We start from the raw sequence: 24,067 nt of genomic DNA, 5'->3' as shown, positions 1-24,067 counted from the left end.
GATGGCCCCCCGTTTTTGTCTTTGGCGCAAGGTGTCAGATCGGGTCGGGCGAGAAAAGCACTGTTTGAGCGAAGATGGTCAAGCGCGATGCGCAGATCCGGTGCCGTGCCGTTCTGCTCGCTGCCACAGGGTGCGATGGCGGTGAGTGACCCATCGGTCCGACGTCTTGGCATCGTGCCGACGGATCCCGTTGGGCACCGCGTCAGAAATCAGCGCTGGTCCAGGCCACCCGATCGCCATTTGGTCGCAGCGGGATGATTGGCCGATACAGGCTTTGATACGACCGAGGGTGGTAGTCGCAAATCGGCGTGTCAGTGGCATCCTTGATGAACAGATAGGCACCGTTTCGATGTTGCCAGGCGACTCCCCCGTAACTCGCGATTGTCATGGCCGTTATATGGTTGTTCGCGGCCCAGAACCCGTAATCATCGGTGCCGTATATACCGCCGCGCACGGCCTCGGGCTCATCTGCTTTCGCTTCTGCGACAAGGCCACCGACATAGTCATCTACCGCTGCCTTTATGATTCCGGTGATCGTCGCCGGAATGGCAAGTATGGCGCCGCCTGCAACACCGGCCGCACCAACTCCGTAGATAAAGGCGTCGGCGGCATCTGGTCCTGTTCCTGTGACAGCCCAGGTCACAGGCTGTACAACCAGTCCGGCGAGTCCGCCTCGGGTTCCGCCAATCGCACGTTCGACCGCAAAGGCTGCAACGGTCACCGCGGCATTCGTCGCTGAATTTTCGCCAGTCATGCAAATCCCTTCCTTGAAATGATCCCTGACTGCCAATGCGTGAAATTCAACGCGGCACATCCAGGGCGAAAAAATGCGTCAAAGCAAATAATGGCGCTCTGACACGGAAAAGTGTCTCACGATGTTGTTGAGTCGCGCAAGCCTGTCCTGTTCGGCACCGGTCCTGCCGCACGGCTAGGCCCGACAGGTGCGTCTTCTTGAGGCGTGACGCCGACACAGCGTCGTTCCCAAAAAGCAAACCCCCGAACGCTGTCGCGCCGGGGGTTGCCTGATTCAAAGCGTGTTGGAAAGACCTGCTTAGAGCATACCTTCGCGTTGTGCCTTCTTGCGCGCCAATTTGCGCGCACGGCGGATCGCTTCGGCTTTCTCGCGTGCTTTTTTCTCGGACGGTTTTTCGAAATGTTGCTTGAGCTTCATTTCACGAAAAACGCCTTCACGCTGCAGCTTTTTCTTCAGAGCGCGGAGCGCCTGATCGACGTTATTGTCACGAACACTAACCTGCATGTGGTTTTCACCACCTTTCTAAGTTGGATTTGCAAGGATTTGCAGGAACGGGCCGTATAACAATGCGACCCTGCGTTGTCCAGTGCCTAGGCCGCCCGTGTATCGACGACGCGGTTCGGGGCATCTTGGCGCAACGGATTGGCCGGATTGACGAAAATCCCCAAAGACAGAAGCGCGAAGATACATTCGTACACTTCCCAACGGCGGCTTTGGTCCAGCAGCGGGATGATCAGCGTCACCAATAGCGCAAAAACCGCGTGGTGGGCCCGTGGAACCGGAATGACCATCGCGGAGGTCACCCGCTTGACCCAGTCGGCCTTGGTCCAAAGGATCGGAAGCAGGATGAGGTAACTTAGGATGATGACGGACAGAACAGGCCCAAACAGGAATTCATCCAGTTTGACGTCTCCGATGACCAGATTGTGAAAGGTAAATTCCTGCTGGTCATTGTTCTGTAGAAAATAGTCCGGGCTTTCAAAACCCAAGATTCGTTGCCCCCAGGAAATTTCTTCTCCACCTGCCCAGAGATAGGCCAGTCCGTAAATCAAGCCCAACACCAACGCCGTGCGGGACAGGGACTTACGGACGTGCCACACGCGTGTCCCAAGGACAAAGCCGGCACAGACCAGTAGGACGGCTGTGGCATTTTCGATCAGGGAATCCTCTGCGCCGAAATATTCGAAGAACACTGCGCCCGACATGCCCGACGCGATAAAGGCGGCGACAAGAACGCATGTTCCCAGTCCAAGGAACAGATAATCGGCATGTTGACGCGTCACGGTTTTGGAATCCTCTGTGTAAAACACCCGCTGGGTAACAGTTTTGTAAAACGTGCGGCAGCCCCGAAGGTTCCGGCATGCAAACACTTTTTTGCGCGATCCCGTCGGCGCATGTCTGCCGCAGGGCCGATCTTGCCGCGCCGAAACGGTGTGCCGGACAGTGGCGCTGACGGCGGGATCGCACTAGATACCTTAAATGACGTTTCGCAACCGACAGTTCGGAGGCCCGACCATGACAGACATACCCCGCGATATCGCGACCGACCTTCTGGATGCGGCACTGATGCATGTGCCATTCGACGGCTGGTCAGACACTGCCTTTCGCGCCGCCATTGATGATCTGGATGTCTCGCCTGCCGTGGCCCGCGGGCTTTTTCCGCGCGGTGCGATTGACATGGCGGCGGCCTATCACCGGCGTGGCGATGACCGGATGGTTGCGGCGCTGCAAACCCGTGATCTGACCCAAATGCGTTTCCGCGACAAGGTCGCCCTTGCCGTGCGCCTGCGGCTCGAGGTCGTCGAGGACAAGGAGGCGGTGCGCAGGGGAGTCACCCTTTTCGCCTTGCCGATGCACGCCGCCGAAGGTGCCAGGCTGGTCTGGGGCACGGCAGATCGGATCTGGACTGCGCTGGGCGACAGTTCGCGCGATATCAACTGGTACACCAAACGCGCCACGCTCTCGGGGGTTTATTCATCAACCGTCCTGTATTGGCTCGGGGACGATTCGCTCGAGTATCAGGCCACCTGGGCGTTTCTGGATCGGCGGATCGACGATGTGATGCAGGTGGAAAAGGTCAAGGCGCAGATCCGCAAGGCGCCGGGGCTGGGACGTTTCATGAAAGGCGCGGATGCGCTTCTGACCCGAGTGAAACCGCCAAAGTCGCGCCGTGATGATCTGCCCGGTGGTTGGACCGTGCCGCGCTAGGTTACCTGATCGGCTCGAACAACGCATCCTTGGCGCTGCAATCGCGCACGACGTCCTGACCACAGGGCACGGGGTCAAGCGACCTCGACAGACAAATCCGCGCTTCCTGAATGCGCCCGGATGCACAGGTGATCGTGATCATGTCAGGCTCAAGTCGCGGATTGGCCTGGAGAAACGCCTCTTCCACCACGGACGCTGGCAGCTTGACTGCCTTGTCCAGACGGCGGAAAATCTCGGGTCGGGTCACTGTACCATAGGCTTCGCGCGACAAGGCGTAATAGTCGCTGGCCGACAATCCGGAACACACCCCGTGTTTGTTCCACTGGTGCCAGGCCAGACCCGATGTGCCCATGATATCCGCCATATCCCCGGTCATTGTGTGCGACGGGTTGCGTTCAGCCGTTGGGCAATAGGACGGCCAGCCGCGATTGTATTGCGGCCAGAGCCCGTGCATGACCCAGCCAAAATCCGCCTCCGTGTCACATTGCGGTGACTGACGCGCATCGCCTTCAAGCGCACACCATGTCGGCGACCAGCTCAGCGAGAGTACATAATAATCGAACTGTCCGGCCCGTTCGCCTTTGGCCCATGTCACCGACGCCGCAATCAGCCCAACCAGGGCCAGCACCAAAACCCGCATTCCCTCTTCCCTCTTTGCCTTTGCGCGACTATAAGGCCGCCAAGTTCCCTGACAATGGAAACCGTCCCGGCCTGAACCGGGACCTCTTGGGCCAGCCCCGAGAGACCGAAAAAGCTATGCGTAAGGAGACGCGAGATGGGTAAACCAATCATGGCAAAAGCCACCGCCGTCTGGCTGGTGGACAACACGACACTGACCTTCAAGCAGATCGCGGATTTCACCGGCATGCACGAACTTGAAGTCCAGGGCATTGCCGATGGCGACGTTGCAGCAGGCGTAAAGGGCTTTGATCCCATCGCCAACAACCAGCTGGATGCGGACGAGATCAAGAAGGCTGAAGACAGCCCGCTCTATGCGCTCAAGCTCAAGGTTTATGCTGCGGCACAGGGCGAGGAAAAACGCCGCGGTCCGCGCTACACCCCGCTGTCCAAACGTCAAGACCGCCCGGCGTCGATCCTCTGGCTGGTCAAGTTTCATCCGGAACTCAGCGATGGTCAGATCTCCAAACTGGTCGGCACCACCAAGCCGACCATCCAGGCGATCCGCGAACGCACACACTGGAACATCAACAACATCCAGCCGATTGATCCGGTGGCGCTGGGCCTCTGCAAGCAGTCCGAACTGGACGCCGTTGTTGCCAAGGCCGCGAAAAAGCAGGAAGCTGTCATGACCGATGACGAGCGCCGCAAGCTGGTCTCGACGGAACGGAGCCTTGAAATGGACGCCGAACCGCGTCTGCCAAGTGCTATCGAAGGGCTTGAGACTTTCAGCCTGTCCGGCACCTCCTATGACGAGGACACCACCAAGAAAGAAGATTATGCTGACGCCGACAGTTTCTTCAACTTGCCGGACGGCACGCATGACGACGATGACGAGGACGATGAAGACGACAAGTGATCGTCTGGCCTGACCGAAACAGAAACCCGGCCCGCGATGCGGTGCCGGGTTTTTTCATGTCTCAGGACGACTTGCGCATTTCCTTCGGCGCACCCGTGGCCATGTCTGTGCCCATATAGGTCTGCCCGTCCTCTTTCCACGCTGCAAAGCCGCCTGCCATGTGCGCGATCCGGTCTTCGCCATGTGCAAGACAAAGCTTGGCCACCCGAGCGGATCGCACCCCTGATCCACAGTGGAACACGATCTGCTTCCTGCTCTGGTCGGGCATGTGGTTCGGCTCGAAAGCCTGCATCGGGGCGAGCAGCGCGCCGTTGATCCGCTCCAGACCGAATTCCTGCGGGGTGCGCACGTCGATCAGAACGATGTCATCCTTGGCAAACGCCGCTGCCACTTCGGCCGGTGTCCAGTGTTCAAGCGTGCCGTTTTCGGTTTCTTCTCTGTCCATGACGTTCTCCTAAAATCGGTTCATCGGAATTTTGAGATATGTGTTGCCATCACTTTCGGGTTCTGGCGCACGTCCCGCGCGCAGGTTCATTTGCAAGACGTGCAACATCCGGTCGGGCAGGGCGAGCATTTTGTCGCGTGCTTCGCGTTGTGCGATGTAGTCCTTTTTCGACACGCCACCGCCGATATGACTGTTGTGGCGCCGGTGTTCCGCGACTGATGCTTCCCATTCGGGCTGCGGCCGTTGGCTGGTACCATAATCATGCCCGACGAACAGCCGTGTGTGATCGGGCAGGGACAGGATGTCTTGCAAAGACGCCCACAGGTCTGCTGCTGTTCCACCGGGAAAATCCGCCCGCGACGTGCCCGCATCGGGCTGCATGAACGTGTCATGCACAAACGCGGCGTCGTCACCGACGACATAGGTGATCGATCCCAGCGTATGGCCGGGGGACAGCATCACGCGCACCGGCAAATCACCGATCGCGAACGTATGCCCATTGGCGAACAAATGGTCGAAATCGCGGACCGGATCAAAGGCATCGGGCAGATTGTAATAGTCGCGCCAAAGCGTTGCGATGTCCGTAACCTTTTCGCCAATCGCATTCGGCTTGCCCAGCGTGTCCTTGAGATACGACGACGCCATCAGGTGATCGGCATGCGGGTGCGTGTCGAGAATCCAGTCGATCTCGATCCCCTCGCTTTGGGCAAAGCGCAGGATGGCATCGGCACTTGATGGATCGGTCGTCGCGCTTTCAGGATCAAAGGTCAGCACCGTGTCGATCAGCGCCGCCTTGCGTGTCTTCGGGTCAGTGACGAGGTACTGGATGCTGCCGGTATCGGCGTCGTAAAACCCCGTGACCTCGGGCGATCCGTCCCCACGGGAAACGCTGGTGCGTGAATATGTCATGAAGGCTCCCCTTGCTGTTTCACCATAAACGGCTGAGGAAAGAACATGTTCCATTTCTTGAAGATGTTTCTCAGATCGGCTTGCGTGCGTTCATCGCTGCGGTGATCGTTCCTTCGTCAAGGTAATCAAGCTCACCACCAATCGGAACACCCTGCGCCAGCGAGGTCATGGTCACCCGCCCCTCTAGCTGGTCGGCGATGTAATGCGCCGTGGTCTGCCCGTCGATTGTGGCGTTGAGAGCAAGGATCACCTCGGTGATCTCTTCGCTGTCCACCCGCGTCGACAGTTTGGGGATGCGCAGTTCTTCTGGGCCGACCTGATCAAGCGCCGACAGGGTGCCGCCCAGAACGTGATAGCGGCCCTTGAAGACCCCGGCGCGCTCCATCGCCCAAAGGTCCGACACATCCTCGACCACGCACAAAAGCCCATTGTTGCGCTGGTTGTCCTGACAGATGTCGCAGATGTCCTGCGTGCCGATATTACCGCAATTCAGGCACTCGCGCGCATCCCGCGCCACACGCGTCATCACTTCGGCCAAAGGCCCCAGAAGAAGCCCGCGCTTGCGGATCATGTGCAGCACGGCACGTCGCGCCGACCGGGGGCCAAGCCCCGGCAGACGCGCCATCATCGCAATAAGCGCCTCGATATCGCCGCCGTCACGCATCGTTCAGGTCCAAACAGTCGGGTAAGGTGGGTTTGTACCCCACCACCATTGTCAAAACGGCAGGTTCATCCCCGGTGGCAGGCCCAGACCTTCGGTCAGCTTGGACATCTCTTCCTGTGCCTTGGCCTGTGCTTTTTGCTGAGCATCCTTGATCGCGGCAAGGATCAGGTCTTCCACGACTTCCTTGTCATCGCTGTTGAAGATCGACGGGTCGATGTCCAGTCCCGTCAATTCGCCCTTGGCCGTCGCGGTCGCCTTGACCAGACCGGCGCCGGATTCACCGGTCACGGTCATCTTGGCCATTTCTTCCTGCATCTCGGCCATCTTGCCCTGCATGTCCTGCGCGGCTTTCATCATCTTGGCCATGTCACCCATCTGGCCCAAACCCTTGAACATATCTCTCTCCGCGTTTCAGCGCCCCTTGATCGGTGGCGCGGTGTAAATGATCATCCCCACACATATTGCAGCGATGATGCCAATGAACAAGGCGGGCGACCCGACACAGCCTTCGACCGTCGCGGCACTGCGCGAGGCCGGCGCGAGCATGGTCAGAAAGGTGGCAAACGCCGTCCAGCCCAAGACAACCGCCAAAGTCCCCCAATGACTTTTGAAACGGATGGCCGCAACGGTCCCCAGAAACAGTACGAGTGCTGCGGGCGAAGAGGCGAGATACACCGCCTCCTGCACCGCGCTCACAGGCGCGCCATCCCATCCGGGGCGCTGCACCGCGCAATCCTGCGCCCATGCGACACCCGGCAGGAGCGACAGGATCACTCCTCCTCGAACGGGTCCCATTCGTCTTCCACTTCGGGCAATGCCTCGGCCTCGGCCACGGCGGCCAGTTGGTCGGGCGTGCGGACCTCTTCGATCGTGGCTCCGGGGAAGGCGTCGAGCACCGCTTTGACCAGCGGATGCGCCGCCGCTTCCGCCTTGATCGCCATGACGGCGGCATCGCGTGTTTCGACAATCGTCGACGCGTCCGAACCATTGACCAAGGTCACAGCCCACCGGTTGCCCGTCCAGCGCTGCAACGCCCCGCCAAGACGTTGCGCCAGATCGCCGGGGGCGTTGTCCGTTGGTGTGAACTCGATACGACCCGGCTGATACGCGGCCAACCGCACGCAGCCTTCCACCTCGACCAGCAGCTTCACGTCCCGGTTCGACCGGATCAGTTCGACGACATGTTCAAAGGTCGGATACCGTGCGAGCGCCTGATCCACTGCAACCGCCACTGCGGCCCCACCGTAAGAGGCATGCGGCCCGGATGTGGTGCCATGCGTCGGGGCAGGGCTGCCGGTCGCGCGTGTCTGACCCGCACCACCCGCGTGCATCCCACCCCCCGAAGGCGGCGGCGGAGGAGGAGTATCCTGCAACCGCTTCACCAGTTCCTCGGGGCTGGGCAGTTCCGACACATGAGTCATGCGAATGATCGCCATTTCCGCCGCCATCATCGCATTGGGCGCCTGTGCAACCTCGTCCAGCGCCTTGAGCAACATCTGCCACAACCGCGTCAGGGGTCGCATCCCCAATGCCCCGGCCAGTTCCTGACCGCGTTGGCGTTCATCCGGGCTGATCGTGGGGTCTTCTGCTGCCTCGGGTGTGATCTTGACCACGGAAATCCAATGCGTGATCTCGGCCAGATCGCGCAGCACCGCCATCGGATCGGCCCCGTCGGCATATTGTGCGGAAAGCTCTGTCAAAGCGCCAGCCGCATCCCCCTTCATTACCAGGTTGAACAGGTCAAGAACCCGCCCCCGGTCTGCGAGACCCAGCATGGCGCGCACTTGCTCGGCGGTGGTTTCCCCGGCTCCATGGCTGATCGATTGATCCAGAAGCGATGTCGCATCCCGTGCCGATCCTTCCGCCGCGCGGGTGATCAGCGCCAGGGCGTCGTCGGTGATCTCGGCATTCTCGGCAGCGCCGATCTTGCGCAGGAGAGCGATCATCATTTCGGGTTCGATCCGGCGCAGGTCGAACCGCTGACAGCGCGACAGGACGGTGACCGGCACCTTGCGGATCTCGGTGGTCGCAAAGATGAACTTCACATGCGCGGGCGGCTCTTCCAGCGTTTTCAACAGCGCGTTGAACGCCGAGGTGCTGAGCATGTGAACTTCGTCGATGATGTAGATCTTGTAGCGCGCCGACGCGGCCCGGTAATGCACGCTGTCGATGATCTCGCGGATGTCACCCACGCCGGTGCGCGAGGCCGCGTCCATCTCCATCACGTCGACGTGGCGACCTTCCATGATCGCGACGCAATGTTCGCACTGGCCGCAGGGTTCCGTCGTCGGCCCGCCGGTGCCATCCGGTCCGATGCAGTTCAGCCCTTTGGCAATGATCCGTGCCGTGGTGGTTTTCCCAATTCCGCGAATCCCGGTCATCACGAAGGCCTGTGCGATTCGGTCGGCCTCAAACGCGTTCTTGAGCGTACGCACCATCGCCTCTTGCCCGACCAGATCGGCAAAGGTTTCGGGGCGGTACTTGCGGGCAAGCACCTGATAGGGGGTGGTGTCGGACATCCAGAGACCCTTCCAGCAGTCCGCCCTAAACTAGGGGGTCAGCGCGCAAAGGTCCACCGCACTCGGCGCGCGGTTCGACGTTTTCACAACAGCCAGAGGATCGCGCCCGCCGCCGCCGACCCGGCGCTCAGAATCGCGGCAATCAGGCCGATCCGGCTGGCTGATTGTGGCTGTGCGTCCTTGGCGTGCAGTTCTTTCTGCGTCTCGCTGGAATTGCGCCAGGCGGCCCAGAAAATCGCCAGGGCGATGAAGATGAACAGGGTCGAAACCAATTTGGGAATCCAGGTCGGCTCGAACGGATCGAACAAGGCCCGCAACCCAAGTGCAAGCGCGACAGACGCCATTCCCGTGCGCATCCAGCCCGCGAAGGTGCGTTCATTGGCCAGGATGGTGCGGGCCTCGGCCCAATCCGTCCGCTCTTCGGCAAGATCTTTTTTGTCTGACATGAGATCAGAACGCCTGATCGGGCTTACCCGTTCCAGCGCACGGTTCCGGCCTCGGTCACGCCATAGCCCTTCATTCCCGCCGCATGCTCTGCAAAGGCCGGGCTGTTCAGGAAGCCCAGGAAACGCTGCATCGGCGGTTCGAAATACGCCTTGCGGCTGATCAACAGGTCGAACCGTTCTTCGATCAGGGGCACAAAGCCCAGCTTGTGCTGTTCTGCCAACGCCTCGAGACCGAACGTGGCATCAGACGCGCCGGTCGCCACATCCAGAACGGCATCCGCCTCGTTGCGCGCCACCGGGCGCAGCTGGATCGTTTCGGGCAGGATATCGGCGTCCCGCAAAAGATGGTCGAACAGGGTTCGTGTCCCGGCACCTATCTGGCGGGGCGTCAGGGTTCGCCCGACCAGATCGCGGATGGTTTCGATGCGCGATGCCATAGTCGGCTGAATCACCAACCCGCGCATGCGCTTGGCAAATGCCAGAAGAACAACCGGCGCGCCGGAAAACGCCGCCTCGACCACGGGGATGTTCCATGTCGAACCGGCAGCGTCGAACATGTGTAACCCGGCCGCCAAACCCTCACGCGCGGAAAAGCGGTCCAGACCGTCCTGCGACCCATCAAAGAACGTGGCAATCCCGCATTCCGACTGCCGCAATGCCCAGTCCAGAAGCGGATCATGGCTGCCCAGAAACACCGCCGGTCGCGGTCCTTCATCTGTTCCGGCACCGGTTTGCCCGCGCGCCAGCCAGCGATGCACGGCCTGTTCCGGGAACAGCAGCTTTCCCGTGACCTTCGAACAGGGCACTGTTCCGTTCGCCGCCAGATCATAGACCTTGCGTTCCTTGATCCGCAAAAGCGCGGCCAGTTCCGGTACGGTGAGGTAACGTTCGGCAGAGGATGTATCGGTCTTTGTCATATCGACGCGACTATGTCCGACACGCCGCCGCGCGGCAAGATGGACAAAACGCTGTGCCTGACGAAAAGCACCAAGGCAGAACAGTCGTACCACCCTCCCCAGACAGGCCTTTGACGCGGGCGGAGTTTGTGTCAGAACACATCTGAATCCTGTCAAATCTGGAGGCCCAAGATGACCACCGCAGACGAGGCTGACCTGCGCGATGGTGAGGTGGCAACTGATAGACCCGTTTCGTACGATGCAGCCGTACAGTTCATCGGTACGATCCGTACGCCTTACACGTCCCGCGACATGTGTCCGCGTCAGGGTGCGCTTGATGGCCCCGACTGCCGACTCGAGCTTTTGGAGGAATGGGCCCCTGCGCTGAAGGGCATCACACGGTTCGACTATCTTGATGTGCTCTACTGGTTGCACCTGTCGCGCCGCGATCTGGTGCTGCAAAGCCCGCGCAGCGATGGATCCATCACAGGAACCTTCGCATTGCGCTCTCCGGTGCGGCCGAACCCGATTGGAATATCCAAGGTGCGGCTGATCCGGCAGGAAGGGTCTGTTCTGATCGTCAAGGGTTTGGATTGCCTTGATAAAACGCCTCTGATTGACATCAAGCCAGAGCGTTGTTCCTTCACACCGCAAGCGCCGCACAAAGACGCCGATGACACCTAGCAGTGGCAAAATGCCCCGTCTTGGCATTTCTTTGACAAACGGAAGTAGGCGGATCGCTGTTCATCAGCTAGAACAACTCAACTCAGATAACAAAAGCAGGCACATGTCCGAGCAGTTTACAATCAGCGGGCGCACGCCCGCAGCACCCTCTGCCAAAGACTGGGTAAAAGTTTTAGCCAAATATCGCGAACCCAACGCAGTGCGCAGCTCATTCGAGCTGGCCGTCACGCTGGGCCCTTTCGTGGCGCTTTGGGCCGCCGCATGGTGGGCCTTGGGCGTAAGCTATTGGCTGACCTTGGCAATTTCGATCGTCAACGCGGCGTTTCTTCTGCGGTTGTTCATCATCCAACATGATTGCGGCCACGGATCGTTCTATAACAACCGCACGCTGAGCGATTGGCTTGGTCGTGTGCTGGGGGTTCTGACGCTTACGCCCTACGACGTGTGGCGACGCACCCATTCGATTCACCACAGCGCCGCAGGCAACCTTGAACGGCGCGGCATTGGAGATGTGCACACCATGACGGTCGCCGAATACAAGGCGTTGTCACCCTGGAGCAAGCTGATGTACCGGCTCTACCGCCATCCGGTCATTTTATTTGGTCTTGGGCCGGGATACCTGTTCCTGATCCAGAACAGAATCCCCTTGGGTCTGATGTCGAGCGTTCGGTACTGGGCCAGCGCGATGGGCACAAACGCGGCCATCCTCGCGAGTTTGCTGGTCATGCTCTATTTCGGTGGACTGATGCCGATCCTGTTGATTTTCCTGCCTTCCACGCTTCTTGCGGCCACGGCTGGGGTCTGGCTGTTCTACGTTCAACACCAGTTCGAAACAACGCTCTGGGACAATGAAGAAGATTGGCAATTGCACGATGCGGCGCTGCATGGCAGCTCGCATTACGTTCTGCCGTCGGTCCTGCAATGGCTCAGCGGCAATATCGGCATCCACCATGTGCATCACCTTTACAGCCGCATACCGTTCTATCGCTTGCCCGAGGTGGTGCGCGATCATGCGAGCCTGTCGGACCACAACCGGATGACTGTGCGCGAGAGTTTCGAAAACGCGCGTCTGCATCTGTGGGATGAAGGGTCCCGGCGGTTGCTGTCTTTCCGACAGGCGCGGGGGCTCTAGGCGCATCGCTCTTTCAGGCGCAGGCTTGCCCGGCTCCGCACAATCCGATCGAAACACCGCAAACAAAAAGGCCGCCCCGAAAGGCGGCCTTTTCAATATCTTGTACGCGAAGATTAACGCTTGGAGAACTGGAAGCTCTTACGGGCTTTCGCCTTGCCGTACTTCTTGCGCTCCACAACGCGGCTGTCGCGGGTCAGGAAGCCTGCCGCTTTGAGCGCGCCGCGCAGGGACGGATCATAAAGCTGCAGCGCCTTGGAGATGCCGTGCTTGACCGCACCGGCCTGACCGGACAGACCACCACCCTTGACCGTCGCCATCACGTCAAACTGGTCTTCTGTACCAGAGATCGTAAAGGGCTGGCGCAGGATCATCTGCAGAACCGGACGTGCGAAATACGTCTTCAGTTCCTTGCCGTTCACGCTGACCTTGCCGGAGCCCGGCTTGATCCAGACGCGGGCGACCGCATCTTTCCGCTTGCCGGTGGCGTAGGAACGACCCAGCGCATCACGCTGAGGCTCACGCGGGGTTTCAACCACTTCCGGCGCGGCATCGAGGCCTGCGGCGGTGTTCAGTTCTTCGAGAGAATTGAGTTGCTCAGCCATTATTTCGCCGTCCGGGTGTTTTTGGAGTTCATGGATTTCACATCCAGCACTTCGGGGCTCTGGGCCTCGTGCGGGTGCTCGGCGCCAGCATAGACGCGCAGGTTGGTCATCACCTTGCGGGACAGGCGGTTGCCCGGAAGCATGCGCTGAACCGCTTTCTGGACGACGCGCTCGGGGTGGGCGCCTTCGAGGATCTGCTGCTTGGTGCGGGATTTGATGCCGCCCGGATAGCCGGTGTGCCAGAAAAAGCTTTCCTGACGCTTGTTGCCGGTCAGCTGAATCTTGTCCGCGTTGATCACGATGACATTGTCACCCATGTCCATATGCGGTGTGAATGACGGCTTGTGTTTGCCGCGCAGGCGGGTGGCGACGATCGACGCAAGACGACCCAGAACGACGCCTTCGGCGTCGATCAGGATCCATTTCTTGTCGATGTCTGCCGGTGTTGCAGAAAAGGTTTTCATCGTGGGATGTCCCTGACGTTTGATTGGTAAGGCAGGGTGTAGGCACCCCGGTATTCCGATGGGCGGGTTATAAGGATTGCCAAATCGTCGTCAAGCGGCGTCTGTCTGTATAAATCCAGCAAAAACAATGACTTGAAAATAAGGTATCATTATACCCCATTTAAGTTCACGGATTCAACCCACCGGAAGCTCCAGCTTGCGATAAACGAGGTATTCATCAAGCGCTGCGGCATTTGCGTTGCCGTCATACCGGGGTGTTTCCCTGAACCCCAAGCGGTCATAAAGCGCCAGCATTGAGCTGTTGCCACGCACGGTGTCGGCAAGGATCGTGGTCGCGCCAAGGTCCTTGGCTTTTTCGATGCGCATCTCGATCATCCGACGCCCAAGCCCGTACCCCCGCGCCAGATCGCGCACGAACAGCCGTTTCAGTTCGGCCCGGTCTTTGTCAATCATCCGGACAAACGCGCAGCCCAGAAGATAGCCGGAACTGTCCCGTGCCAGAAGAATGCCACCATTGGGCGGCAGGAACTGATCAATCGAGTCAAGGCTGGATTGAACCTGTTCTTCTACCGAAAGACCCGGACCGCCAACCGTCATCAAGCGCTCAAGAATTTGAGCGTAATATTCCGTCAGGATATCCGACAGTTCGTCAAGATCTGGCCGCCTTTCGACGAAGGCCAAGCTGATGTCTAAACCCATTTAAATCTCGCGGCAGGTGAGTCGTGCGCATTAACCTAGCGCCCGTTTTGGGGCCAAGCGAACATTTTTTCATCAATACAACGAAAGATCAGACACTTATCTGCTCTGGCGGGTGCCCTAGAAGATCGCGCAACTGATGCATGGCGTTCTCGAAGGTCTGAAGCGGGATCTGTGCGTTGACCGCAATTCGCACCGCATGTGGCGCCCGCCCGTCACGAAGCGCGAATTCATCCGCCGATCTGATCTGTATATCCCGCGCTTCGGCCGCCCGGCAGAACGCCGCCGCGCGCCAGCCCTAGGGCAAGGGAAGCCATAGAAACGGCACGTCTTCATGCCAGGTCAGATTGTAGGTGCCCAGCGCATTCACTGCCACACGGATAAACGCGGCGATCCGTTCACGGATGGCCAGGGCAATCGCATCTGTGTCCGGACTGGTCAGGATATGTTCTGCGACTTCGGCCAAGGGCTGTGCGATCCCGAAAAACCCGTGTTCTGCGACCTGGCGCAAGGCCTGCCCATGTCCACGCGGCGCGATGGCAAAGCCAATCCGCAACGCAGGGGGCAGCACCTTAGAGATTGACGCTACATGCCATGTGCGTTCCGGCACAAGAATCCGGTAGCTGGGGGCGGTGATGTCAAAGCGGCGATAACAATTGTCCTCGATGATCTGCAATCCAACCGACCGGCACACTTCGGCAATGGCGCTTCGCCTGTCTGCGGGTGTGCAAACCAGCGTTGGGTTGTGAACATCCGGCGAGGTACACAACACCTGCGCGCCGGTTCTGCGGGCAATGCTTTCAAGCGCGTCTGGCAGGATGCCCTTTTCGTCGCTGGGCAATCCCACCACATCGGCACGCAGCAGATCAGCGGCGCGTCGAAAGCCCGGATAGGCCATTTCTTCAACCAGCACGGTTGGACGGGGGCCGCGCAGGATCGCTTGCAGGATCACGCTCAATCCGCTTTGCGCGCCGTGAACAATCACGACATCGCTTTCATCAATGCGCCCAAGCGGGATCGTTCTCAGCCAATGAACGGCAGCTTCACGCAGAGGGCGGTACGCGTCTCGGGTCGGGTAGTGCAAAAGACGCTCTGGTGCGGTCTCTCCGATCCTGCCAAACGCATCGCGAAGCAGCGACACTTGACCGAGGTCGGGCAATTGCGGGCTGAAGAGGGACAGTTTGCCGTCCTGCATCGGGATGGAAACGTATTCGCGCGGTTGCGCGGTGGGGCGTGTCCCGCGATCGGCGACGTAGGTTCCACGTCCGACTTCGGCCACCGCGTGACCCGCATCGGTCAGCAGCGTATAGGCCCGCGCAACCGTGCCGGGCGTGATGCCAAGCGACCACGCCAGTTCCCGCACCGGAGGCAATTTGTCTCCTGCGTTCAGGTCTCCCGAGCGGATCGCCGACTCGATCGTGTCCGCCACCCTTTTGTACTTGGGGCCAGCGGCAGACTGGGGCAGCGACACGATTTGATCTGGGGAAATTGTATCCGACACAATCTTTCTCTGGATCACGCTATGACTCGAATGTATCGCTTTTTGTATCGCGACACATACACATGTATCGTGATACTACAAGATTGTGTCAATACATTTGAGGAGAACACCCATGACACACGCAGCCCATGCCTCTCAGATCGCTTATCTTGGTGAACAGTCCACGCTGTCGCCGGTGGCCGTCGTGGCGTTGCGAGTCGCGGTGACCTTCACACAATGGTCTGAGCGCCGCCGCACGCGCACTCAGCTCAAACATCTTGATGATCACCTGCTGTGTGACATCGGACTGGATCGGTTGACCGCCCAAAGGGAGGCCAATCGTAAGTTCTGGCTGATGTAAATCCCTGCGTCAGTTGGACTTCTTCAACTGGGGGCGCAAAGACCGGCTTTGCGCCCCTTTTTTGTGGCAATCGGTTTGCAGGGGTTACCCGTTGTACAGAATACCCCACCGCGCCAGCAGCTGTTGCTGAAGTTTGCGGGACTGCACGGCATAGGTCTTGCCGCCCGGCGGGCTTTCGCGTTCCTCGCGGCTCAGGGCGTCACGGCGTGGCAGGTCCGCCGAGAAATAGGCAAACGCCAATTCCGTGCCATCCGGCAGGTCGATAAATCCACCCAGACCGCTGACAAAATTCAGCGTGCCGGTCTTTGCGTGAACCTTGACAGGATGGTCTTCGACGATCGTGCGGTCTTCGGTGCGCAAGGGATGATCTTTCAAAAGAGCTTTTAATCCCGTGGACTTACGCGCTGAAATAAGAGCCTTGACCATATCGCGCGCCGAAATTCGGCTGTCATCCCCAAGCCCGGAATGATCTTCAAGCGCGACCGAAGACATGCCCAGCGTGTCTTTCGCCCAGGCGTTCATGGCATCGGCTGACGCCCTGAGTGACGACACCGATCCAAGTCGGGCAGTTGTTGCGGTCAAACCGATGCATTCGGCCGTCACATTGGTCGAGTATTTCAGCATGTCGCGCAGGATGATCCGCAACGGCGCACTTTCATGGGTCATCACGTCAGAGGCGCCTGCCGGAAGCGCATCCAGCATCTCTGGAGCCTTCAGCACAATCCCGTTCGAGCGTGCAAGGACTTGGAACACTTCAGCCGTATACTGCGCCGTTTTGCGCACGGGCAACCAACGCGCTCCATTGCGGCCCAGCGCCCCGCGCGCCACGGTCCAGTTGTCGAAGGTGCCGCCATCGGCATAGGTGTAAACCGGGTAATTGCGCGACTCGATCCGCATCCTTGCTGCCCGCACTTCCGGACGCAACGTGCCTGACCGCGCATCCATCGACACCGAATAGTCATCGCCCTTGCGCTGCCATTCGAAATGGACCCGATTGTAATTCAGGTTGAGTCCGGAAATGCCCGGATTGTACCCCACCTGAAAGGGTTGTTTGCTGTCGATCCCGTTCAGCGACGGCAAAGCACCGTGCCAGACAAGGAACCGGCCCGTGACCTCGGTCAGTCCAACCTCTTCGCGCAGGCGTTGGGCTATCGAGGCAAGCGCATCCGTGTCCAGTGTCGGATCGCCGCCACCGGCAAGGATCAAATCGCCCTCCAGCCTGCCATCGACGATTGGAGCCGTGCCAAGAATGCGGGTTTCGAAATGGTATCCCGGTCCAAGCACATCCAGCGCATAGCAGGCGGTCAGGGATTTGGCGACGCTGGCCGGGGGAAGGGCACGCAAGGGATTGTGCGATTCCAGCACCAGCCCGGTCTTCACATCGGCCACCTGAACGCTGATCTGGCCGGGCACCCCGGAGTCCGCAATCAAGTCACTCAGGGTGGCCTGATAGGTCTTGAGAAGATCGCCCTCGCGCGACGTTGGTCTGAGCGAGTTCAGAGGCGCAAGCGATGATTGCGCCGAAGCCGCCTGACCCAGCGCAACCGCTGCCAGACCGCCCAATAGTGCGCGACGTGAAACCTCCCGTGTCATGGACGCGATCTAACCTGACGGATTGCCGGGTTTCAAGAACACGCTTTGGTGATCGGGCAGGTCTTTTCCGATTGGATCACGCAACCGTTGAAAATCGCGATCAAGTCACGAAGACTCATCCTTGTCCCAGGCACCGGATTCGCGCAGTTCAGTCGAACTGACCGGCATCATGGGCATGTTGACAAAGCACCAGGCCGGCGCGGTCTGATCCGCCAAGAGCTGCGAGGCGCGACCGGGCAGGCGGGCGTGCCGATATTGCCGTGCCGTGCGCGAATGCAGTCCAGACTGGCGCCATCCCGGACGCGCAAGAATGCCCAGAGGTACGGAATACAGGATGTCCTCCCACCGTTGCCAGCGATGAAATTGTTGCAGATTGTCCGCCCCCATGAGCCAGACAAAGCGCACACCGGGATAGGTCGCGACAAGCGTGTCAACCGTCTCGGCGGTATAGCGGGTGCCGATATCCGCCTCGAAATCACTGACGATCACGCGGGGATCGCGCATGATGTTCTGCGCCCGCTGCATGCGAAGTTCAAGCGGGGCAGGGCCGCGCTGTTTGAGCGGATTGCCCGGCGAGACCAGCCAGATCACCCGATCCAGCCCGAACCGGCGCAGCGCCACGCGCGTCAGGTGGACATGGCCCGAATGCGCGGGATCGAACGATCCGCCCAGCAGACCCACGCACATGCCGGGCCGCAGGAAAAGCCTGTTTTGCGACAAGGTTACTGCGACCAGTCAGGCGCGCGTTTTTCAAGGAAAGCGGCAATCCCTTCCTCGGTGTCGCGGTAGAGCATGTTTTCGACCATGACATCGCCCGTGTAGGCGTACGCGTCATCAAGGGTCATCTGTGCCTGTTCGTAGAACGCCGATTTCCCGATCTTGACGGCAGCACCCAGCTTGCTCGCGACCAGGTCTGCAAGCGCATGTGTTTCCGTTTCAAGCACATTGGCGGGCACAACCTTGTTGATCAGGCCCAACGCCTCTGCGCGCTCTGCGGTGATGAACTGACCCGTGACCAGCATCTCGAACGCATGTTTGCGTGCGATGTTGCGCGACAAGGCAACCATCGGAGTAGAGCAGAACAACCCGATATTCACACCATTGACGCCGAACCGCGTGCCTTCGGCGGCCACAGCCATGTCGCAGGACGCGACCAGTTGGCACCCTGCGGCCGTCGCGATTCCATGCACTTGCGCGATCACCGGCTGAGGCAGGCGCTGCACGCCGGTCATGACATTCGCACAGCGATCAAACAGATCCTTGAAATAAGCCTTTCCGCCATCCTCGGCCTGACGGCCCGCGGTCATCTGCTTGAGGTCATGCCCCGCGCAGAACGCCTTGCCCGCGCCAGAAAGGACCACCACCCGAACCGATGTATCGCTTTGAAGCGCATCTAGCTGCTCTTGCAGCGCGTCCAGCATCTCCTCTGACAGGGCATTCAAACGCTCGGGCGCGTTCAGGTGCAGGTGACAAACTGCGTTTGTGTCGTGACGTTCCAGGATTTTCATCTTGTGCTCCCAGTGAGTTGGCATGACTTTATCGCTTGATGACAGAGGAGGAAAGCATGGGGCTCAAAGTTCCGGCAGAGGAAATGACGGCGTTTCTGGACGAGGTGTTCCCACAGGTAGTGGGCATGTTCGGAATAGACCATCTGGATGAAGATGGTCTGGTGATGCGGCTTCATGCCAGCGAACAGCACCTGCGTCCCGGCGGCACGGTGTCTGGGCCCGCGATGTTCAGCCTTGCCGATGTTGCGGCCTATGTGGCGACGATGGCGCACGTTGGCAAGGAAGCGCTTGCCGTGACGACCAATTGTTCGATTGATTTCATGCGCAAACCTGTGGCCGGGGAAGATGTGCTGGCCCATGCCAAGGTGCTGAAGCTTGGGCGTGTTCTAAGCGTGGTGGATGTATTGATGTTCTCCGAAGGCAGCCCCGACCCGGTTGCCCGTGCCACGCTTACCTATTCGATCCCGCCGAAACGGGACGGCTGATCACAGAACAAGGTTGCCATAGGGCGGCAGATCGGCCCCGTCGCGGCGCGCGGCCTCATAGACGCTGCGCAGTTCGTTCAACGTCTTGCGGAAGGCTTCGACGGATTCGGCCAATTCGTAAAGATCCTCGCTCTCTTCCATCGAGTCCATCGTGGCCTCTTCTTCGGAAATAAGCTGCGATATCGCCTGAATCGACATCATCAGCGCGGGTGTGCTGATCTCAACCATATATGCCTTTCTGCGCGGTTTGGATCATGCCTAGATCCCGTCCGCCAATTGCTTGAGACGCACAACGCAGTTGCGCGCAAGATTGTCCAATGCCCCGCGCAGGGTGTCTGGTGTCATCTCACCGCCTGTGCGGACCTCGATCTGGTAATGATCCGGCTTGCCGCGCTGCACGATGATCAGGTTTTCGGGAATGACCGTGCCTTCGGGCAACTTGAAATAGGCCCATGCAAGGTAGCCAAGCGCGCCTTCATGGTCATGCAGGGACGTGCCACTTCCGGGTTCCATGTGGCCATTCCTGATGGCCCAGTCCTGACGTGTGCGGACCTCTTGGGTTTTCTTTCCACCCCGGTGCATCTTTGTGACCGTCCAGGAGCGCGCTTCAATATCGCCATGCAGGATACCGTCGGCAGGAGTTTCGTTCTCGACCTCCCAGACACCATGCTTGAACAATCCTTTGTTGGCGGCGCGGTAATAATCCTTGTCTGTCGATGCCATGGTACAAAATACCCTGATTGCGAATGATTGCGTCTCAATAGAGGTCAAGATACCTTAATTCGACGTCCAAAGCGATGTGCAATCAACGGTCAAACGCGCATGTGCCGCGCCCGCGCCCCGCGTTCGATGGCGGCAGCGTGCAGACGATCAAGAGACAGTTCATAGCGGATCTCTTCCAGAAGCCGCAATTCCGTTTCTCGCAGAGTTCCGTCGGCCGCCGCCACATCGCAGGCGAGGGCATAAGCGGTTTCGAACAGGCGTTCTGGCAGGTTGTCGCGGATCAAACCGAACAGCGCGTCCAACCCGTCTTCCTGTTCGAACAGATCGAACACAAGACCTGACATGTCGCGAATACGCGCTTCGTCATATTCGGCAAAGATCGGCAGGTTGTTCACAGCCGAGGTGATCTTGACCAACTCAGCCGTGCGAATGTTCTCGTCAGACACGGACACCGCGATCATCAGTGCGACAAGGCAATCCTGTGGGCTTAGCGGGTGGTGGTCTGTATCTTGCACAATTGGCACTTTCTGATCTGGAGCGTGAACTAACCCCTACTTATTGACCCGCCCGCGCGCCCGCAATAGGGAGTGCTTTTTGAACGCCCGCACAGCCAGTGCGGCACCCATCCGGAGAACACGAGCAATGTCCAATCTGCGCGAAGCTGCAATGACCTCAAAGGCGTGGCCCTTTGAAGAGGCGCGCCGGTTGCTCAAACGCTACGAGAAGAAGCCGCCGGAAAAAGGCTATGTCCTGTTCGAGACCGGCTATGGCCCGTCTGGTCTGCCGCATATCGGCACTTTTGGCGAGGTTGCGCGTACCACGATGATCCGCCGCGCCTTCGAAGTGATCTCGGACATCCCGACCAAGCTGATCTGCTTTTCCGACGATCTGGACGGCATGCGCAAGGTTCCGGGCAACGTGCCCAATCCCGACATGCTGCGCGAACACCTGCAACGCCCGCTGACCGATGTGCCGGACCCGTTCGGCACACATGAAAGCTTTGGTGCGCATAACAACGCGATGCTGAACCGGTTTCTGGACACGTTCGGGTTCGAGTACGAATTCATCTCCTCGACCGAGTTTTACCGCACGGGCCGGTTTGACGACGTGCTGCTGCGCGCCTGCGAGAAATACGATGCGGTGATGGAGGTGATGCTCAAATCCCTGCGCGACGAACGGCGCGAGACCTATTCGATCTTCCTGCCGATTCACCCCGACACCGGCCGCGTGCTGTACGTTCCGATGAAGAACGTCGATGCCGCCAAGGGCGAGATCACCTTCGACGACGAGGACGGCCGCGAAATGACGCTGCCGGTCACCGGCGGCAACGTCAAGCTTCAGTGGAAGCCTGATTTCGGCGCGCGCTGGGCGGCGCTCGATGTCGATTTCGAGATGTACGGCAAGGATCACAGCACCAACACGCCGATCTATGACAGCATTTGCGAAATCCTTGGCGGTCGCAAGCCCGAGCATTTCACCTATGAGTTGTTCCTTGATGCCGACGGTCACAAGATCTCCAAGACCACCGGCAATGGCGTGTCCATCGACGAATGGTTGACCTATGCCAGCACGGAATCCCTGTCCTATTTCATGTATCTCAAGCCCAAGACGGCCAAGCGGATGCATTTCGACGTGATCCCCAAGGCGGTTGACGAATACCACCAGCAACTGCGCGCCTATCCGTCACAGGATGCGACCCAGCAGGCCAATAACCCGGTCTGGCACATCCATTCCGGGAACGTGCCGCAATCGCATATGGTTGTGCCGTTCTCGATGCTGCTCAACCTCGCTTCTGCCGCCGGGGCCGAAAACACGGAAACGATGTGGGCCTTCATCAAGCGGTATGCGCCTGATGCGACGCCAGAAACCCATGCCGACCTGGATCAGGCAGCGGGTTTTGCGGTGCGCTATTACAACGACTTCGTGAAACCGACCAAGACCTTCCGTGCGCCCGACGACACCGAACGCGCGGCAATGGAAGACCTCGCGACCCGGCTTGAAGCGCACGATGGTCCGACCGACGACGAAACGCTGCAAACGATCGTGTTCGCGGTCGGCAAGGACCACGGGTTCGACCCGCTGCGCGACTGGTTCAAGGCGCTGTACGAGGTGCTGCTGGGGCAATCCCAAGGCCCGCGTTTTGGAGGCTTTGTCGCGCTGTATGGCGTTGGCGAAACCGTGACCCTGATCAAGAAAGGTCTCGCCGGAGGCCTTGGCTGACACAAACGATTTGTCCAGCGCATGATCCGCCCTACCTTCCGTCTGAGCGATGGAGGACGGATCATGCGCAAACTCATCACCGGACTGGCCTTTGCGGCCTCAATGGCGGGCACACTTTGGGCGCAAGATGTTCTCGCTCCAGAACCCGCGATTGAAGGCACCATTCAAAGCCAGATCGACGCGTTCCTGCAGGACGATTTCGAAACCGCCTTCACCTTTGCCAGCCCGAACCTGCGCACCATGTTCCGCACGCCGGAAAATTTCGGCGCGATGGTCAGACAGGGCTACCCGATGGTCTGGCGCCCCGAAGCCGTGACCTTTGGCGACCTGCGCGACATTGCGGGTGGGCTGTACCAGACGGTGATCCTCAAGGACACGGCAGGCAACCTGCACTACCTTGATTATCAAATGCAGCAGATCGACGGCGAATGGCGTATCGCTGGGGTGCAGATTTTGCAGGCGCCCGATGTCGCCGCGTAGGCTGCGTGATTTCACGCGCCGCTAGATCAAATCCTCTGCGGTCAGGGTAAAGGCCTTGCCGAACCCCCCGTTCAGATGCGCTCCGAGCGGCGCAAATGTGACCAGCGCGAAATCGGCGAAGCCGATGTAAAGCTTTGCTTTCGGCTGTTTCGACAGAAACGCGTCTGCCAGACTGCCATGCCCGGATGTGCCATGCCGCACGAAATGCGCCCGCGCGCGCAGGCTCAGACGCGGATGGGTCAGCGGATCGCCTTTGTCCTCCGGCTCTCCGATCAACAGCGCACAGAGCGGGTTTGCCTTGAGAGCGGTGCTGTGATGGCTCAGATCGGACATCAGGCTCAGCGGCAGCCCATCCGGTCCGGATACCAGCGCGATCCGACTGACCATCGGTCCGCCATCCTTGGGATCAAGGAAGGACAGGGTGGCAAAGCGGGCGCGCGCTATCAGGCTTTTTGCCAAGGCGCGGGCATTGTCATCGGTGGGTCGGATTGGTGAAACCATGGTGTCATTCTAACACGTCCAGAAGGTGTGGCAATTTTTATGCTGCACCTGCACAATAACCCTGTACCCTTGGGCCGAATCGAAGGAACAGCCCATGTCCGGCCACGTCATCACTGTCGCGCAGCAAAAAGGCGGCTCTGGCAAGACCACCGTCACTGCAAACCTTGCCATCGGATTTCTGCGTCAGGGAAAAACCGTCGCGCTTGTCGACATCGACCCCCAAGGCAGCCTTGGGCGTTGGTTCATGACCCGCCTTGAAACCGAAGCAGGGTCGGTCGACAACCTCGAATTTGCCACGTCATCGGCTTGGGGCATCACCTACGAAGTGCGCAAGCTGTCCGAAAACCACGACATTGTCATCATCGACACGCCGCCAAAGGCTGACAGCGATCTGCGCCCGGCGCTGCGAGTGGCTGACCTTGTCGTTGTTCCGGTCAGTGTCAGCCATGTCGATCTCTGGGCCACCGAAGGTGTGCTTGATCTGGCGCGGCGCGAAGACAAGGAGGCGCTGGTCGTACTCAACCGCGCTCGCAAGAACACAAGGCTGGGCACGGAAGTGGCCGAAGCGGCGGAGAAGCTGGCGGCGCGCATTGCCGATGCGACGCTGGCCAACCGCGTGATCTATGCCGAAGCTTTGGGGCAGGGGCGCGGTGCCGCCGAGGGCCGCAAGACACCGGCACAGGCCGAAGTCGATGCGCTTACCTCAGAGGTGGCGGCGGTGCTGGCAAACAGGTAAAGGCAGGGCATCCCAAGAAGGAGC

General features: G+C 59.6%; 31 protein-coding genes and 1 pseudogene. 9 read left to right on the top strand and 23 right to left on the bottom strand.

What is annotated here, in order from left to right:
• Positions 1 to 202: 202 nt before the first annotated feature.
• The 3 genes from ACTIEN_RS06290 to ACTIEN_RS06280 form a co-directional block, all read right to left on the bottom strand.
• The gene (locus ACTIEN_RS06290; RefSeq protein WP_439522265.1) at positions 203 to 754 is read right to left on the bottom strand and encodes a hypothetical protein; all 552 of its coding nucleotides are present in this window, start codon (positions 752 to 754) and stop codon (positions 203 to 205) included.
• 297 nt (positions 755 to 1,051) lie between these two features.
• On the bottom strand, positions 1,052 to 1,258 hold the full coding sequence (rpsU, locus tag ACTIEN_RS06285) for a 30S ribosomal protein S21 (RefSeq protein ID WP_008207378.1): 207 nt from the start codon (positions 1,256 to 1,258) through the stop codon (positions 1,052 to 1,054).
• An 86-nt stretch (positions 1,259 to 1,344) separates the two neighbouring features.
• A complete protein-coding gene (locus tag ACTIEN_RS06280; protein ID WP_439522264.1) occupies positions 1,345 to 2,037 on the bottom strand; it encodes a hypothetical protein in 693 nt (230 codons plus the stop codon).
• A gap of 232 nt (positions 2,038 to 2,269) precedes the next feature.
• Between ACTIEN_RS06280 and ACTIEN_RS06275 the strand changes: the two genes are divergently transcribed.
• The gene (locus ACTIEN_RS06275) at positions 2,270 to 2,962 is read left to right on the top strand and encodes a COQ9 family protein (RefSeq protein ID WP_439522263.1); all 693 of its coding nucleotides are present in this window, start codon (positions 2,270 to 2,272) and stop codon (positions 2,960 to 2,962) included.
• Between the two features lies 1 nt (position 2,963).
• Here the strand turns inward: ACTIEN_RS06275 and ACTIEN_RS06270 are convergent, their stop codons facing one another.
• The gene (locus ACTIEN_RS06270) at positions 2,964 to 3,602 is read right to left on the bottom strand and encodes a ribonuclease T2 family protein (protein ID WP_439522262.1); all 639 of its coding nucleotides are present in this window, start codon (positions 3,600 to 3,602) and stop codon (positions 2,964 to 2,966) included.
• A 135-nt stretch (positions 3,603 to 3,737) separates the two neighbouring features.
• Between ACTIEN_RS06270 and ACTIEN_RS06265 the strand changes: the two genes are divergently transcribed.
• Positions 3,738 to 4,499, top strand: coding sequence for a DUF1013 domain-containing protein (locus ACTIEN_RS06265; protein WP_439522261.1), 762 nt, complete (start codon positions 3,738 to 3,740; stop codon positions 4,497 to 4,499).
• A gap of 61 nt (positions 4,500 to 4,560) precedes the next feature.
• Here ACTIEN_RS06265 and ACTIEN_RS06260 read toward each other — a convergent pair whose 3' ends face one another.
• From ACTIEN_RS06260 to ACTIEN_RS06225, 8 genes are all read right to left on the bottom strand, one after another.
• Positions 4,561 to 4,944: a rhodanese-like domain-containing protein gene (locus ACTIEN_RS06260; RefSeq protein ID WP_439522260.1), complete on the bottom strand. Its 384-nt coding sequence runs from the start codon at positions 4,942 to 4,944 to the stop codon at positions 4,561 to 4,563.
• A 9-nt stretch (positions 4,945 to 4,953) separates the two neighbouring features.
• On the bottom strand, positions 4,954 to 5,853 hold the full coding sequence (locus tag ACTIEN_RS06255) for an MBL fold metallo-hydrolase (RefSeq protein ID WP_439522259.1): 900 nt from the start codon (positions 5,851 to 5,853) through the stop codon (positions 4,954 to 4,956).
• A gap of 70 nt (positions 5,854 to 5,923) precedes the next feature.
• The gene (gene recR / locus ACTIEN_RS06250; protein ID WP_439522258.1) at positions 5,924 to 6,517 is read right to left on the bottom strand and encodes a recombination mediator RecR; all 594 of its coding nucleotides are present in this window, start codon (positions 6,515 to 6,517) and stop codon (positions 5,924 to 5,926) included.
• A gap of 51 nt (positions 6,518 to 6,568) precedes the next feature.
• Positions 6,569 to 6,913, bottom strand: a complete 345-nt coding sequence (locus tag ACTIEN_RS06245) for a YbaB/EbfC family nucleoid-associated protein (RefSeq protein ID WP_439522257.1) — start codon at positions 6,911 to 6,913, stop codon at positions 6,569 to 6,571.
• 15 nt (positions 6,914 to 6,928) lie between these two features.
• Positions 6,929 to 7,312 (bottom strand): hypothetical protein, encoded by a 384-nt coding sequence (locus ACTIEN_RS06240; RefSeq protein WP_439522256.1) that lies wholly within the window; start codon positions 7,310 to 7,312, stop codon positions 6,929 to 6,931.
• Positions 7,288 to 9,036 (bottom strand): DNA polymerase III subunit gamma/tau, encoded by a 1,749-nt coding sequence (locus tag ACTIEN_RS06235; RefSeq protein ID WP_439522255.1) that lies wholly within the window; start codon positions 9,034 to 9,036, stop codon positions 7,288 to 7,290. Before ACTIEN_RS06235 ends, ACTIEN_RS06240 begins: the two co-directional genes overlap by 25 nt.
• Positions 9,037 to 9,119: 83 nt before the next feature.
• Positions 9,120 to 9,482, bottom strand: a complete 363-nt coding sequence (locus ACTIEN_RS06230) for a YidH family protein (protein ID WP_439522254.1) — start codon at positions 9,480 to 9,482, stop codon at positions 9,120 to 9,122.
• A 23-nt stretch (positions 9,483 to 9,505) separates the two neighbouring features.
• Positions 9,506 to 10,399 (bottom strand): substrate-binding domain-containing protein, encoded by an 894-nt coding sequence (locus tag ACTIEN_RS06225; protein ID WP_439522253.1) that lies wholly within the window; start codon positions 10,397 to 10,399, stop codon positions 9,506 to 9,508.
• A gap of 171 nt (positions 10,400 to 10,570) precedes the next feature.
• On the opposite strand from ACTIEN_RS06225, the gene tsaA reads away from it, so the two are divergent.
• Both tsaA and ACTIEN_RS06215 read left to right on the top strand, forming a co-directional pair.
• Positions 10,571 to 11,062: a tRNA (N6-threonylcarbamoyladenosine(37)-N6)-methyltransferase TrmO gene (gene tsaA / locus ACTIEN_RS06220; protein WP_439522252.1), complete on the top strand. Its 492-nt coding sequence runs from the start codon at positions 10,571 to 10,573 to the stop codon at positions 11,060 to 11,062.
• A 103-nt stretch (positions 11,063 to 11,165) separates the two neighbouring features.
• Entirely contained in the window at positions 11,166 to 12,194 is a 1,029-nt protein-coding gene (locus ACTIEN_RS06215; RefSeq protein WP_439522251.1) for a fatty acid desaturase, read from the top strand.
• A 113-nt stretch (positions 12,195 to 12,307) separates the two neighbouring features.
• Here the strand turns inward: ACTIEN_RS06215 and rpsI are convergent, their stop codons facing one another.
• The 4 genes and pseudogenes from rpsI to ACTIEN_RS06195 all read right to left on the bottom strand — a co-directional run bounded on the left by rpsI (position 12,308) and on the right by ACTIEN_RS06195 (position 15,457).
• Positions 12,308 to 12,796, bottom strand: coding sequence for a 30S ribosomal protein S9 (gene rpsI, locus ACTIEN_RS06210; protein ID WP_439522250.1), 489 nt, complete (start codon positions 12,794 to 12,796; stop codon positions 12,308 to 12,310).
• On the bottom strand, positions 12,796 to 13,260 hold the full coding sequence (rplM, locus tag ACTIEN_RS06205; RefSeq protein ID WP_439522249.1) for a 50S ribosomal protein L13: 465 nt from the start codon (positions 13,258 to 13,260) through the stop codon (positions 12,796 to 12,798). Before rplM ends, rpsI begins: the two co-directional genes overlap by 1 nt.
• A 174-nt stretch (positions 13,261 to 13,434) precedes the next feature.
• Positions 13,435 to 13,959 carry a GNAT family N-acetyltransferase gene (locus ACTIEN_RS06200; protein ID WP_439522248.1) on the bottom strand — a complete coding sequence of 175 codons (525 nt, stop codon included), beginning with the start codon at positions 13,957 to 13,959 and terminating at the stop codon, positions 13,435 to 13,437.
• A gap of 88 nt (positions 13,960 to 14,047) precedes the next feature.
• Positions 14,048 to 15,457, bottom strand: a pseudogene (locus ACTIEN_RS06195) (PLP-dependent aminotransferase family protein).
• Between the two features lie 112 nt (positions 15,458 to 15,569).
• Here ACTIEN_RS06195 and ACTIEN_RS06190 point away from each other — a divergent pair.
• On the top strand, positions 15,570 to 15,797 hold the full coding sequence (locus ACTIEN_RS06190) for a DUF1127 domain-containing protein (RefSeq protein WP_439522247.1): 228 nt from the start codon (positions 15,570 to 15,572) through the stop codon (positions 15,795 to 15,797).
• 84 nt (positions 15,798 to 15,881) lie between these two features.
• On the opposite strand, the gene dacB is transcribed toward ACTIEN_RS06190, so the two are convergent.
• The 3 genes from dacB to ACTIEN_RS06175 all read right to left on the bottom strand — a co-directional run bounded on the left by dacB (position 15,882) and on the right by ACTIEN_RS06175 (position 18,898).
• Positions 15,882 to 17,390, bottom strand: coding sequence for a D-alanyl-D-alanine carboxypeptidase/D-alanyl-D-alanine endopeptidase (dacB, locus tag ACTIEN_RS06185; RefSeq protein WP_439522246.1), 1,509 nt, complete (start codon positions 17,388 to 17,390; stop codon positions 15,882 to 15,884).
• Between the two features lie 105 nt (positions 17,391 to 17,495).
• A complete protein-coding gene (locus ACTIEN_RS06180; RefSeq protein WP_439522245.1) occupies positions 17,496 to 18,110 on the bottom strand; it encodes a nicotinate-nucleotide adenylyltransferase in 615 nt (204 codons plus the stop codon).
• A gap of 2 nt (positions 18,111 to 18,112) precedes the next feature.
• Positions 18,113 to 18,898 (bottom strand): enoyl-CoA hydratase, encoded by a 786-nt coding sequence (locus ACTIEN_RS06175; RefSeq protein WP_439522244.1) that lies wholly within the window; start codon positions 18,896 to 18,898, stop codon positions 18,113 to 18,115.
• Positions 18,899 to 18,954: 56 nt separating this feature from the next.
• Between ACTIEN_RS06175 and ACTIEN_RS06170 the strand changes: the two genes are divergently transcribed.
• Positions 18,955 to 19,383 carry a PaaI family thioesterase gene (locus ACTIEN_RS06170; protein ID WP_439522243.1) on the top strand — a complete coding sequence of 143 codons (429 nt, stop codon included), beginning with the start codon at positions 18,955 to 18,957 and terminating at the stop codon, positions 19,381 to 19,383.
• Here ACTIEN_RS06170 and ACTIEN_RS06165 read toward each other — a convergent pair whose 3' ends face one another.
• The 3 genes from ACTIEN_RS06165 to ACTIEN_RS06155 all read right to left on the bottom strand — a co-directional run bounded on the left by ACTIEN_RS06165 (position 19,384) and on the right by ACTIEN_RS06155 (position 20,567).
• On the bottom strand, positions 19,384 to 19,611 hold the full coding sequence (locus tag ACTIEN_RS06165) for a hypothetical protein (RefSeq protein WP_439522242.1): 228 nt from the start codon (positions 19,609 to 19,611) through the stop codon (positions 19,384 to 19,386).
• Between the two features lie 30 nt (positions 19,612 to 19,641).
• A complete protein-coding gene (locus ACTIEN_RS06160) occupies positions 19,642 to 20,106 on the bottom strand; it encodes a hypothetical protein (RefSeq protein WP_439522241.1) in 465 nt (154 codons plus the stop codon).
• Positions 20,107 to 20,195: 89 nt separating this feature from the next.
• Positions 20,196 to 20,567, bottom strand: a complete 372-nt coding sequence (locus ACTIEN_RS06155; protein ID WP_439522321.1) for a tellurite resistance TerB family protein — start codon at positions 20,565 to 20,567, stop codon at positions 20,196 to 20,198.
• 181 nt (positions 20,568 to 20,748) lie between these two features.
• Here ACTIEN_RS06155 and ACTIEN_RS06150 point away from each other — a divergent pair, with 181 nt between their 5' ends.
• Positions 20,749 to 22,326 carry a lysine--tRNA ligase gene (locus ACTIEN_RS06150; protein WP_439522240.1) on the top strand — a complete coding sequence of 526 codons (1,578 nt, stop codon included), beginning with the start codon at positions 20,749 to 20,751 and terminating at the stop codon, positions 22,324 to 22,326.
• A 63-nt stretch (positions 22,327 to 22,389) separates the two neighbouring features.
• On the top strand, positions 22,390 to 22,806 hold the full coding sequence (locus ACTIEN_RS06145; protein ID WP_439522239.1) for a DUF4864 domain-containing protein: 417 nt from the start codon (positions 22,390 to 22,392) through the stop codon (positions 22,804 to 22,806).
• Positions 22,807 to 22,827: 21 nt separating this feature from the next.
• Here the strand turns inward: ACTIEN_RS06145 and ACTIEN_RS06140 are convergent, their stop codons facing one another.
• Positions 22,828 to 23,307, bottom strand: coding sequence for a HugZ family protein (locus tag ACTIEN_RS06140; protein ID WP_439522238.1), 480 nt, complete (start codon positions 23,305 to 23,307; stop codon positions 22,828 to 22,830).
• 94 nt (positions 23,308 to 23,401) lie between these two features.
• Between ACTIEN_RS06140 and parA the strand changes: the two genes are divergently transcribed.
• Entirely contained in the window at positions 23,402 to 24,043 is a 642-nt protein-coding gene (gene parA / locus ACTIEN_RS06135; RefSeq protein ID WP_439522237.1) for a ParA family partition ATPase, read from the top strand.
• Positions 24,044 to 24,067 lie beyond the last annotated feature (24 nt).

The sequence above is a fragment of the Marivita sp. genome (assembly GCF_051859345.1).
Taxonomy (GTDB): Bacteria; Pseudomonadota; Alphaproteobacteria; order Rhodobacterales; family Rhodobacteraceae; genus Marivita.
Note: the sequence above shows the minus strand (reverse complement) of the source record. Positions and strands in the feature narration are given on the sequence as shown.